The following is a 12,240-nucleotide window of genomic DNA, read 5'->3' as shown; positions in this document are numbered from 1 at the left end:
AGGTCAGGGTGCGTCGAGGACCGCGGCCACCGCTTCGATCTCGACGAGCTGGTCGGCGTAGCCGAGCACGGTCACGCCCATCAGGGTGCTGGGGACGTCGTGCTCGCCGAAGGAGTCCCGGACCACCCCCCATGCGGCCACCAGGTCTTCCTGACGGGCCGACGCCACCAGGACCCGCGTGCTGATGACGTCCTCCACCGTCGCGCCCGCGTCGGCGAGCGCGGTCCGCAGGTTCTTCATCGCCTGCGCCGCCTGGCCCGCGTAGTCCCCGACGGCCACGGTCTCACCGTGCTCGTCGAGCGGGCACGAACCGGCCAGGAAGATCAGCCGGGCCTCGGCGGGGGCCGTGGCCGCGTAGGCGTACTGGGCCACGTCGGAGAGGGTGCGGGAACGGATCAGGGAAACGGCGCTCTTACGGGTCACGGTGGGGTCGTCTCCTGGGTGCGGGCCTGCTGGTGCGGGAGAGGAGCGGGCGGCGTGCGCGGCGCCCTGCCGCGCGTGCCGAGGCACCGGGTCCTCCGCGGTGCGTCGGCCTTGCCGCGGTGGGCCGGGGCACCCGTGCCCCTCGCCCTCATCCTGCCGGAGCGCTCCGGGCCCCGCTCCTCCTTTTCCGGTGGCCCCCGCGGCGCCGGCCGCGCCCGGCGGAAATCGCGAGCCGGGCGAAGGGTCCCGCCTCTACGGTGTCCGGATGACTTCCACGGCTTCGACAGGACCGGTCAGGCAGGTACAGATCACTTTCGACTGCGCGTCACCGCAGCGCGTCGCGCGTTTCTGGTGCGAGGTGCTGGGGTACGTCGTCCCCTCGCCGCCCGAGGGGTTCGCCACCTGGGAGGCGTACGAGGTGACCCGGCCGCCCGAGAAGCGGGACGCCGGCTTCGTCTGCCAGGACCCGAACGGCGTGGGGCCCCGGATGTACTTCCAGCGGGTTCCCGAGGGCAAGGTCGTCAAGAACCGGGTCCACCTCTGCGTCCGGGTCGGTACCGGTCTCGTCGGGGCGGAGCGCCTCGCCGCGCTGGAGGCCGAACGGGACCGGCTGATCCCGCTCGGGGCCGCGTGCGAGCGCGTGCTGCTCGCCGACGAGGAGAACGAGTCCTGCATCGTGATGCGGGACGTCGAGGGCAACGAGTTCTGCCTCGACTGACGCGGCGCGGCCGGGGCGGCCCCGGCGCAAGGGGTGCCGGTGGCTCCCCCCCCGTGCCGGCTCCCCGGCCGCCGTTCCCGGTCCCGCTTCCCGTCCCGCCTCCCCGGCTCCCGCTTCCCGCGGACCGGGGAGCCGTTCCTCCTCACCCGGGTGCCCGGTCAGAGCTCAGTCGGCGGCGAGCAGCTGCTCGCGCAGGATGTCGGCGTGCCCGCAGTGGTGGGCCAGCTCGCGCAGGACCTGCACGTACACCCAGCGCAGTGTGCGCGGCCCGGCGCGGTGGCCGGTCACGACGGTGTCCAGCGGCAGGCCGGCGGCCACCGTCCGGGCCGTCGCGCAGGCCTTCCGGTGGGCCGCCGCGACGGAGGCGACGGTGTCGTCGTCGGCAAGCCGGAAGGACTCGTCCGGGTTCCGGACCAAGCCGAGCTCCTGACGCGGTGTGCCGCCGACGCACTCCTCGAACCACACCCGCTGCATCCAGGTGACGTGCTTGAGCAAGCCGAGCAGCGTGGTCGCCGACGGGACGAGCCGGCGGCGGGCCTGCTCCTCGGTGAGGCCGACGAGGGTCGCCTCCAAGGCGTCCCGGTACTCCTCGACGAACGCGTCGAGCTGAGTTCGTTCATCGTCCAACGGCACATCGAACGGGCCCATCAGAGTCTCCCATCACGGGCGCCGGGCACGAGGGGAGCGCCGTACGCGCGTACCGGTTCCCCCGCCGTCTCCTCCGGCGACCGGTCCTGAACGATCACTCGACCTCCGGTGAGAAAAAAACCTAGCGGTCACCGACCCTCGACGACAACGCCCGACCTTCACCGCGAGAGATCATCGGAGGCACCTGGGCATGACCGGACCGCGGCTATGTACTAGAGTTATCTCGACATCGAGATATCTGCCGAGGCGTACCACAGCCGCCGCCCGGTAAGGGTTACCTAACTAAGCCTTACCTTAGCGGATGGTCGGGGCCGCGGAAGGCAACGCGGCGCCGACTGCCAATGAGGCGCGGCGCGGAGATACGCGCACATTGAAGAAGGAGACTGTCGTGTCGGCGAACAGCTTCGACGCCCGCAGCACGCTGCGCGTGGGCGACGAGTCGTACGAGATCTTCAAGCTGGACAAGGTAGAGGGCTCCGCGCGCCTCCCGTACAGCCTGAAGATCCTGCTGGAGAACCTGCTCCGCACCGAGGACGGCGCGAACATCACCGCCGACCACATCCGGGCCATCGGCGGCTGGGACTCCCAGGCGCAGCCCAGCCAGGAGATCCAGTTCACGCCGGCCCGCGTGATCATGCAGGACTTCACCGGCGTGCCCTGCGTCGTGGACCTCGCCACCATGCGCGAGGCCGTCAAGGAGCTCGGCGGCGACCCGGCGAAGATCAACCCCCTGGCCCCGGCCGAGCTGGTCATCGACCACTCCGTCATCGCCGACAAGTTCGGCACGAAGGACGCCTTCGGCCAGAACGTCGAGCTGGAGTACGGCCGCAACAAGGAGCGCTACCAGTTCCTGCGCTGGGGCCAGACCGCCTTCGACGAGTTCAAGGTCGTCCCCCCGGGCACCGGCATCGTCCACCAGGTGAACATCGAGCACCTGGCGCGCACGGTCATGGTCCGGGGCGGCCAGGCCTACCCCGACACCCTCGTCGGCACCGACTCGCACACCACCATGGTCAACGGCCTCGGCGTGCTGGGCTGGGGCGTCGGCGGCATCGAGGCCGAGGCCGCGATGCTCGGCCAGCCGGTCTCCATGCTCATCCCGCGCGTCGTCGGCTTCAAGCTGACCGGCGAGCTCCCGGCCGGCACGACCGCCACCGACCTCGTGCTGACCATCACCGAGATGCTCCGCAAGCACGGCGTCGTCGGCAAGTTCGTCGAGTTCTACGGCCAGGGCGTCGCCGCGACCTCCCTCGCCAACCGCGCCACCATCGGCAACATGTCGCCGGAGTTCGGCTCCACGGCCGCCATCTTCCCGATCGACGACGAGACGCTGAAGTACCTGCGCCTGACCGGCCGCGACGAGCAGCAGGTCGCCCTCGTGGAGGCGTACGCCAAGGAGCAGGGCCTCTGGCTCGACCCGAACGCCGAGCCCGACTTCTCCGAGAAGCTGGAACTCGACCTCGCCACGGTCGTCCCCTCCATCGCCGGCCCGAAGCGCCCGCAGGACCGCATCGTCCTCGCCAACGCCGCGCAGCAGTTCGCCTCGGACGTACGCAACTACGTCTCCGACACCGGCGTCGACGAGGCCGGCAAGGAGTCCTTCCCCGCCTCCGACGCCCCGGCCGTCTCCAACGGCGTTCCGTCGAACCCGACCACCGTCACGGCCCCCGACGGCTCGACGTACGAGATCGACCACGGCGCCGTCACCGTCGCCGCGATCACCTCCTGCACCAACACCTCGAACCCCTACGTCATGGTCGCCGCCGCGCTCGTGGCGAAGAAGGCGGTCGAGAAGGGCCTGACCCGCAAGCCGTGGGTCAAGACCACCCTCGCCCCGGGCTCGAAGGTCGTCACCGACTACTTCGACAAGGCGGGCCTGACCCCGTACCTCGACAAGGTCGGCTTCAACCTCGTCGGCTACGGCTGCACCACCTGCATCGGCAACTCCGGCCCGCTGCCGGAGGAGGTCTCCAAGGCCGTCAACGACAACGACCTCGCGGTCACGTCGGTCCTCTCCGGCAACCGCAACTTCGAGGGCCGGATCAACCCCGACGTCAAGATGAACTACCTGGCGTCTCCGCCGCTGGTCGTCGCGTACGCCATCGCCGGTTCGATGAAGGTCGACATCACCAAGGACGCCCTCGGCGTCGACCAGGACGGCAACCCGGTCCACCTGGCCGACATCTGGCCCTCCGAGGCCGAGGTCAACGACGTCGTGGCCAACGCCATCGGCGAGGACATGTTCAACAAGTCCTACCAGGACGTCTTCGCGGGCGACGCCCAGTGGCAGGCGCTGTCGATCCCGACCGGCGACACCTTCGAGTGGGACGCCGAGTCCACCTACGTCCGCAAGCCCCCCTACTTCGAGGGCATGTCGATGGACCCGGCCCCGGTCGAGGACATCACCGGCGCCCGCGTCCTCGCCAAGCTGGGCGACTCGGTCACCACCGACCACATCTCCCCGGCCGGCGCCATCAAGGCCGACACCCCGGCCGGCAAGTACCTCACGGAGCACGGCATCGAGCGCCGCGACTTCAACTCCTACGGCTCGCGCCGTGGTAACCACGAGGTCATGATCCGCGGCACGTTCGCCAACATCCGCCTGCGCAACCAGATCGCGCCGGGCACCGAGGGCGGCTACACCCGCGACTTCACGCAGGCGGACGGCCCGGTGTCGTTCATCTACGACGCCTCGCAGAACTACCAGGCCGCCGGCGTCCCCCTCGTGATCCTCGCGGGCAAGGAGTACGGCTCCGGCTCGTCCCGCGACTGGGCCGCCAAGGGCACCGCGCTCCTGGGCGTCAAGGCCGTCATCGCCGAGTCCTACGAGCGCATCCACCGCTCGAACCTCATCGGCATGGGCGTCCTCCCCCTCCAGTTCCCCGAGGGCCAGAGCGCCGAGAACCTCGGTCTCACCGGCGAGGAGACGTTCTCCTTCACCGGCGTCACCGAGCTGAACGACGGCACCACCCCCCGTACGGTCAAGGTCACCACCGACACCGGTGTGGAATTCGACGCGGTCGTCCGCATCGACACCCCCGGCGAGGCCGACTACTACCGCAACGGCGGCATCCTGCAGTACGTGCTCCGCAGCCTGATCCGCAGCTAGTCGTTTCAGCAGCCGAGTGAGGAAGGGCCGCACGCCGGGAACCCCGGGGTGCGGCCCTTCCGCGTCCGCCCGTCCGCCGGGCCGTCACAGCGGGTGCCGTTCCACCTCGCCCATCCGGCACTTCGTGCCCGCCGGCGCCTCGCCGGTCCCCTGGGCCCGCACCTCGGCCGAATCGCCGGGAGCGAGTTCCTCGGTGGCCGCGATGCCGTCGGCCACCTCGGCGCGTCCCCGTCCACGAACGTGACGGTGACGATGTAGACCGCCGGGCTCCCGGTCCTGTTCACGATCTTCAGATCGGCGTGCGGCCAGCCGATCAGGGAGTCGCGTGAGCACGTCGTGACCGAGACGCCCCCCTCGGGGGCCGGCTCCGGCGACGGTTCCCCCGTCTCCTCCTCGTACGGCTCCTCCCCGTACGGTGCGGAGTGCGGTGCGTCCGACCGCTCCGGCTCCAGCGCGACGGAGTCCCGGACCGAGGACATCGTCCAGACGACGAGGGCCGCCACCCCTCCCGCCACGATGAGCCCGCCGCCCACGGCGAGCGCCACGACCAATCCCGTACGCTGCTTGCGCGGCAGCTCCGCGGGCGCGGCCCACGGCGAAGCCGGCATCGGGGGCGCCCCCTCCGGAGCCCGGTGCTCCCGCTGCGGCTGTTCGGGCGGCGGAGCCGGAAAGATCGCGGACATGAGGTCCCCCCACAGGACGTCGATCGGACGAGGGCCCTACGGTACGTGGCCCCACCTGCGCTTCCCCCACCCCCTGCACAGAAAGCGAACGGACCACCATGGGCGAGCTGATCCTCATCCGGCACGGCGAGACCGAATGGTCCCGTTCCGGACAGCACACGAGCTGGACCGACCTCCCGCTCACCGATGTCGGGGAGCGCCAGGCCCGCGCGCTCGTCCCGCTGCTGGCCGACCGGAACATCGGGCTCACCCTCGTCAGCCCGATGACCCGCGCCCGCCGCACCGCCGAACTGGCCGGGCTCCACGCTCCCCGGGTCACCCCCGAGCTGTGCGAATGGGACTACGGCGGCTACGAGGGCATCACCACCAAGGCGATCCGCCGCACCCGCCCCTTCTGGAACCTGTGGACCGACGGCGTCGACCCCGGCTCGGACGAGCATCCCGGCGAGAGCCCCGCCCAGATCGGGCAGCGCGCCGACCAGGTGCTCGCGGGCGTCCGGTCGGCCGCCGAGGGGATCGGCGACGCGGACGTCGCCCTCGTCGCCCACTCGCACTTCCTGCGCGTCCTCACCGCCCGCTACCTCGGGCTGACCCCGGCCGAGGGCCGTCTCTTCCAGCTCGCCACCGGCGCCCTCTCCCGCCTCGGAACCGAACACGGCCGGCCCGTCGTCGCCGCCCTCAACGTCGCCCTGCCGGAAAGCCTCCTGCCCGAGTGACCGCCCCCCTCGCCGCGCGCCGCCGGCCTGCGGGAACGCCGACGGCCGGCGTCCCGCCCCGCGGGATGCCGGCCGCCGGTTCAGCGCCTGCGGATCAGGAGAGCAGCTCCACCTCCGCGAGCGTCGCCGGACCCGCCAGCACCAGCCGGTACTTCGTGTACGAGCCGGGCTCGGCCACCGAGAACACCCGGGTCTGCCGGTCCCAGGCGAAGGACTGACCCGAGCGGCGGTCGAGGTCCTTCCACGTCCTGCCGTCCTTCGAACCCTGGAGCGTCCAGCCGGTCGGGGCCTTGGCCGCCGCCGCCGAGGTCAGGGTGTACTGGACGCCCTTCGTGGCCGAGGGCGCCGGAAGCTCCACCGACTCGACCGTCGCCGAGGTCGCCGAGGTGTCGTCGAACAGCGCACCGTCACCCTTCAGAGCGTCGCCCTCGGGCGTCGGGACCTCGTCGTCCTTCTGTACCGAGACCGGGGCCGCGTCCTTGCCCGTGCCCCAGGCGGAGGGCTTGGAGCCCATGGCGAACTCCAGCGTGCCGCCCCTGGCCAGCACCTCGTGCGGGAGCGCCGTGGAGGTCCACTTCTTGCCGTTGACCTTCACGCCCTGCACGTAGATGTTCGTGTCGCTGTTCTTCGGGGCCTTGACGACCAGCTTGCGGCCGTCGTCCATGCGGACGGTCGCCTTCTTGAACAGCGGCGAGCCGATCGCGTACTCCCCGCTGCCCATCACCAGCGGGTAGAAGCCGAGCGAGGAGAAGAGGAACCAGGCCGACTGCTCGCCGTTGTCCTCGTCGCCGTGGATGCCCTGCCCGATCTCGCTGCCGACGTACAGCCGGCCCAGCACCTCGCGGACCTTCTCCTGCGTCCTGTACGGCTGCGAGGCCGCGTTGTACATGTACGTGGCGTGGTGGGCGACCTGGTTGCTGTGGCCGTACTGGCCCATCCGCACGTCCCGCGCCTCGGTCATCTCGTGGATGACCCCGCCGTAGCTGCCGACGAACTCCGGGCCCGCGGTCTCCGGCGTCGAGAAGTACGTGTCCAGCTTCTTGCCCAGGCCCGCGCGGCCGCCGTACAGGTTGGCCAGGCCCCGGCTGTCCTGCGGGGCGGTGAAGGCGTAGCCCCACCCGTTGGTCTCGGTGTAGTCGTAGCCCCAGACGCGCGGGTCGTACTGGCCGGAGGGCAGCCGCCAGTCGCCGTTCGGCTTCCTGCCCTGGAAGAACCCGGCCTCGGCGTCGAAGAGCTTGACGTACTTCTGCGCCCGGTTCATGAAGTACGCGGACTCCTCCTTGTACCGCTCCTTCTTCGTCTTCCTGTACAGCTCCTGGCCCATGCGGGCGATGCCGTAGTCGTTGACGTAGCCCTCCAGCGACCAGGACAGGCCCTCGTGGGTGGCGGTGTCCGCGTAGCCGGTGAAGACCGAGGTGCTCAGGCCCTTGCGGCCGACGCCGGAGGAGGGCGGGGCGACGGTGGCGTTCTTGAGCGCCGCCTCGTAGGCCGCCTCGGCGTCGAACTCCACGCCCTTGACGTACGCGTCGGCGAACGCCACGTCCGTGCTGGTGCCGGTCATCAGGTCCGCGTAGCCGGGCGAGGACCAGCGCGAGGTCCAGCCGCCGTCCTTGTAGTGCTGCACGAAGCCGTCCACCAGCTTCCCGGCCTTCTTCGGGGAGAAGAAGGAGTAGGCGGGCCACGTCGTGCGGTAGGTGTCCCAGAAGCCGTTGTTGACGTACACCTCGCCGTCGACGATCTTCGCGCCGGTCCGGGTCGGGGTGTTCTCGCCGGTCGCCCTGGAGAAGGGGCTGGCGTACCGGTTCCTCCCGTCGACCTTCTCGTGGCCGGAGTTCGGGTAGAGGTACAGGCGGTAGAGGCTGGAGTAGAGCGTCGTCAGCTGGTCGGCGTTCGCGCCCTCGACCTCGACCGTCCGCAGGACGTCGTCCCAGGCGCTCTGCGCCCGGTGCCGGACGCGGTCGAAGGAGGTGGACTCCGGGATCTCCATGGCCAGGTTCTTCTTCGCCTGGTCGACGCCGATCAGCGAGGTGGCGAGCCGCAGGTTGACCGTGCGGTCCTCGCCCGCGTCGAAGCGGAAGAAGCCGGTGACGTCGTCGCCCCCGCCGCCCTTCAGCCTGCCGCTGTCGGTGACCGGCGCGTCGAAGACGCCGTACACGAACATCCGGGTCGCTCCCGTGGACAGGCCGCTCCTGACGTCCGTGTAACCGGAGAACGAGCGGGTCTTCGCGTCCAGCGTGATCCCGCCGTCGTTCGAGACGTTGTCGAAGATCAGGCTGGCGTCCTCGCCCGGATAGGTGAACCGCATCCGGGCCGCGTGGTCGGTGGGCGTCATCTCGGCCTTGAGGCCGTTCTCGAACGTGACGCCGTAGTAGTGCGGCTTCGCCGTCTCGTTCTCGTGCCGGAACGGCAGCGCGCGAGCCGTCCGGGAGGCGTCCGGGGTGCCGCTCGCGGCCGAGGGCATCACCTGGAACGTCTGCCGGTCGCCCATCCACGGGCTCGGCTCGTGGCTCGCGCCGAACGCCTGGAGCGTGGGGAGGTTGTCGGCGTTGTTGCCGCGGTGGTAGTCGTACAGCCAGCTCAGCGAACCCGCGTTGGTGACCGGCGTCCAGAAGTTGAAGCCGTGCGGGACCGCCGTGGCCGGGATGTTGTTGCCGCGCGAGAAGCTGCCGGAGGAGTTGGTGCCCCGGGTGGTCAGCGCGTAGTCCGACAGGTGCGCCTTGCGCTTCTCGGGCTTCTTCGGGGCGATCGAGAGGTCGTCGATCCAGCCCTGGAACTTCGCCGGGCCCTTGGGGGAGTCGTACGCCACCAGGACGCGATCGACCGTTCTGCCCGCGGCGACCGTGCCGATGCGGGCGGAGACCTTGTTCCACTGGTTGACGTACAGGCGCTTGGCCTCCGCCTGGCCCCGCGGCGTCAGCAGCCCGCCGTGGCTGTCGGTGGCCTTCAGCTCGCTCAGATACGTGCCGTCGGTGAAGGCGAGGTCCACCGCGACGTGGGTGGCCGGGTAGTTCAGGTCCGTCTCGCTCATCTGGGGGTGGACGAGGTAGGACAGCTCGGTGTCCTCGGTGACGGCCGTGTTCACGTCGAAGACCTTGTTGTACGAGTACGCGCGTCCGCCCGGCGTGTGCGTTCCCGCGTAACGCAGTGCCCTCTTTCCGGTGAATCCCACGCCCGACTTCGCGGTGGGGGAGCCGGAGGGGCCGCGGTCGGGGCGGCTGCGCATCTCCTCGGGCGCCGGCGCGGAGGTGTCACCGTTCGAGAATTGAACGTCGGCGAGCTGAAGGGCGTCCGCGCCGCCGTTCTTCGCGATCTCCAGCCGGAAGTGCCGGTAGGCGGCGCCGCCCGCGATGTCGTACGTCTTCGTCTGGTGCCGCTTGGCGAAGGTCTCGCCGGTGCGGGTGTCGAGATCGGCCCACTCCTTGCCGTCCGCAGAGCCCTTGAGGGTCCAGTCCCGCGGGTCGCGTTCGGCGTGGTCGTTGGCCGAAGTGAGGGCGTACGTCACGACCTTGACCGGTTCGTCCAGGTCGAACTCGACCCAGCCGGTCTTCGCGAACGTCAGCCACTTGGAGCCCGGCTCGACGTCGACGAGGTTCTCCTTGACCTCGCCGCTCGCGGCGTTCTCGGCGCTCGCGCGCACCTCCGTCACCCGGTCGGTGACGTTGCCGGGTATGCCGGAGGAGTAGCCCCCGTCCACGCCCGAGGAGCGCGGTTCGCCGTCGGGCCCCTTCTCGACGGTGTCGCGCCAGTCCGGCTGCCGCTCGTCCGCCTCGAAGGAGGTGGTGAACGCCCGGTCGCCGGACGGCTTCCGGTCCGGCGAGGAGGGCTGGGCGGTGGCGACCGCGGGGGCGATCACCACCAGCGCGAGGGAGGCCGCCAGGGCGGCTGCTGTGGGGGTCCGTCTCCGGCGGGGGGCCGGGCGGGGGACCGCGTGAGGGGCCTTGTCGGCGCCGTGGTTGAGGCCGCTGGGTGGCTGCATGCCGAGCCGTTCCTCCCCGGGAAAATGCATGGACAACGTTGTCATAGAGGGATGCAAGGTCCAGTAGGGAGCCAAGTGGCAGGACGTGTCAAGGGTGTTGCCGCGGGCCCCCTCGGCGAATCGGCCGGAATGGGGAAATAGCCGCCGCGGGAGGAGGGGGCGGGGCGCCGAGGTGTCCGTGAGGTCTCAACTCGGGAAAGACTGCCGACCAAACCTGCGTTCGATCTTGCTCAGTCGGCGACAAGTGGACTATACCTGTCGGCACCTGCACAGCCGTTTCACGCGGATGTGCGCGCGGGGGAGAACAGCGACGGTCGCGGGGGCGGTTGGGGCGCCCTCGCTGTACTGTCTCCCGACACCCCCCGCACCGGCCCGGCCGGTACATCTGCACATCCGCATGACCCACAGCGCAACTGAACGCGGTGGCGGGCCCCTTCGCCTGAGGCGAGTTTCCACGGGTGACCGGTACACCGCCTGAGTCCTGGAGAAGGCGAGGACTTGAGCATGGGATCCACCTCCGCCCACAACAATGAGGGCCTTGGCCGTCGCGATCTGATCAAGCGGTCTGCCGCACTCGGCCTGATCGCCGTTCCGACGATGAGCTTCCTGTCCGCCTGCGCGAGCGGCGACAGCGGCAGCGACGACAAGGTCGAAAAGGGCGAGAAGACCGAGAAGAACCCGCTGGCCGTCAACGGCAGCGCACCGCTGGAGATCGTCATCTTCGACGGTGGCTTCGGCACCAAGTACGCCGAGGACGCCAAGGCCGTCTACGAGAAGACCTATCCCGAGGCGAAGGTCAAGTTCTCCGCGACGCAGAAGATCCAGTCGGTTCTTCAGCCGCGGTTCAACGGTGGCACCCCGCCGGACCTGATCGACAACTCCGGCGCCCAGCAGATGGACATGGGCGTCCTGGTCGGCAAGAAGCAGCTCACCGACCTGACCCCCCTGCTCGACGCCCCCTCCATCGACGACCCCGCCAAGAAGGTCCGCGACACGCTGCGGCCCGGCATCGTCGAGATGGGCCAGTTCGACGGCGACCCGGTCTGGATCATGTACTACGCGTACACGGTCTACGGCGTCTGGTACTCGCAGACCGCGCTGGAGAAGCTCGACGCCACGTACCCGGAGAACTGGGACGACATGCTCGCGCTCTGCGCGAAGGCGAAGAAGCAGGGCATCGCCGGCTGGACCTACCCCGGCAAGCACCCCTACTACCTCCCCTTCTCGCTGTACCCGTTCATCGCCAAGATCGGCGGCTCCGAGGTCCTCGACGCGATCGACAACCTGGAGCCGAAGGCCTGGGAGCACCCCGCGGTCAAGGCCGCCTTCGAGGCGTACTACGAGCTGGTCGCCAAGGGCTACATCCTGGAGGGCACCCCGGGCCTGGACCACCGCGGTTCGCAGGGCGCGTGGGCCCGCGGCAAGGCGCTGTTCATCCCGAACGGCTCCTGGGTGGAGAACGAGGAAGCGGCGATCATCCCCAAGGACTTCAAGCTGTCCGTGGGCGCCCCCTCCAGCCTCGACTCCTCGGACAAGATGCCCTTCGGCACCATCTGGGCGTCCGGCGGCGAGCCGTTCATCGTCCCGAGCAAGGCGAAGAACCCGGAGGGCGGTCTGGAGCAGCTGCGCATCATGCTCAGCGAGGCCTCCTCCAAGTCCTTCACCTCCAGCACCAAGTCGCTCTCCGCCTTCAACGGCGGCACGGACGGCATCGAGCTGTCCGACGGCCTCAAGTCCGGTGTCGCCGCGCTGGAGAAGGCCGGCACCAACGTAGTCAACCCGCGCCTGCAGGACTGGTACGTGAAGCTCCAGAAGGAGCAGATCGGCGTCGCCGCGCTCGGCGAGATGATGGCGGGCCGCGCCAAGCCGGCCGAGACCATCAAGAAGATCCAGGCCTTCGCCGACGCGACCGCCAAGGACCAGTCCATCAAGCACTTCAAGCACCAGTGACCACGCGTCACCAGCGG

At 70.0% G+C, this 12,240-nt stretch carries 8 protein-coding genes; 4 read left to right on the top strand and 4 right to left on the bottom strand.

The features are described from left to right. Positions 1 to 3: 3 nt before the first annotated feature. Positions 4 to 423 (bottom strand): RidA family protein, encoded by a 420-nt coding sequence (locus AMK24_RS09915; RefSeq protein WP_073767197.1) that lies wholly within the window; start codon positions 421 to 423, stop codon positions 4 to 6. A gap of 265 nt (positions 424 to 688) precedes the next feature. Between AMK24_RS09915 and AMK24_RS09910 the strand changes: the two genes are divergently transcribed. After that, a complete protein-coding gene (locus AMK24_RS09910) occupies positions 689 to 1,141 on the top strand; it encodes a VOC family protein (protein WP_073767195.1) in 453 nt (150 codons plus the stop codon). 165 nt (positions 1,142 to 1,306) lie between these two features. Here the strand turns inward: AMK24_RS09910 and AMK24_RS09905 are convergent, their stop codons facing one another. Beyond that, the gene (locus tag AMK24_RS09905; RefSeq protein ID WP_242435156.1) at positions 1,307 to 1,774 is read right to left on the bottom strand and encodes a DinB family protein; all 468 of its coding nucleotides are present in this window, start codon (positions 1,772 to 1,774) and stop codon (positions 1,307 to 1,309) included. A 403-nt stretch (positions 1,775 to 2,177) separates the two neighbouring features. Between AMK24_RS09905 and acnA the strand changes: the two genes are divergently transcribed. Continuing rightward, positions 2,178 to 4,898 (top strand): aconitate hydratase AcnA, encoded by a 2,721-nt coding sequence (gene acnA / locus AMK24_RS09900; RefSeq protein ID WP_073767191.1) that lies wholly within the window; start codon positions 2,178 to 2,180, stop codon positions 4,896 to 4,898. An 84-nt stretch (positions 4,899 to 4,982) separates the two neighbouring features. Here acnA and AMK24_RS35150 read toward each other — a convergent pair whose 3' ends face one another. Beyond that, positions 4,983 to 5,114 (bottom strand): hypothetical protein, encoded by a 132-nt coding sequence (locus AMK24_RS35150; protein WP_274535067.1) that lies wholly within the window; start codon positions 5,112 to 5,114, stop codon positions 4,983 to 4,985. Positions 5,115 to 5,679: 565 nt separating this feature from the next. Here AMK24_RS35150 and AMK24_RS09890 point away from each other — a divergent pair. Beyond that, positions 5,680 to 6,297, top strand: a complete 618-nt coding sequence (locus AMK24_RS09890; protein ID WP_073767189.1) for a histidine phosphatase family protein — start codon at positions 5,680 to 5,682, stop codon at positions 6,295 to 6,297. Positions 6,298 to 6,391: 94 nt separating this feature from the next. On the opposite strand, the gene AMK24_RS09885 is transcribed toward AMK24_RS09890, so the two are convergent. Further along, positions 6,392 to 10,273, bottom strand: coding sequence for a GH92 family glycosyl hydrolase (locus AMK24_RS09885; protein WP_073767187.1), 3,882 nt, complete (start codon positions 10,271 to 10,273; stop codon positions 6,392 to 6,394). A 504-nt stretch (positions 10,274 to 10,777) separates the two neighbouring features. On the opposite strand from AMK24_RS09885, the gene ngcE reads away from it, so the two are divergent. Further along, entirely contained in the window at positions 10,778 to 12,223 is a 1,446-nt protein-coding gene (gene ngcE, locus AMK24_RS09875; RefSeq protein ID WP_073767185.1) for an N-acetylglucosamine/diacetylchitobiose ABC transporter substrate-binding protein, read from the top strand. Positions 12,224 to 12,240: the final 17 nt, after the last annotated feature.

This window comes from Streptomyces sp. CB02366 (assembly GCF_001905905.1).
GTDB lineage: Bacteria > Actinomycetota > Actinomycetes > Streptomycetales > Streptomycetaceae > Streptomyces.
The sequence above is the reverse complement of the archived record's forward strand: the minus strand, read 5'-3'. Positions and strand labels throughout refer to the sequence as shown.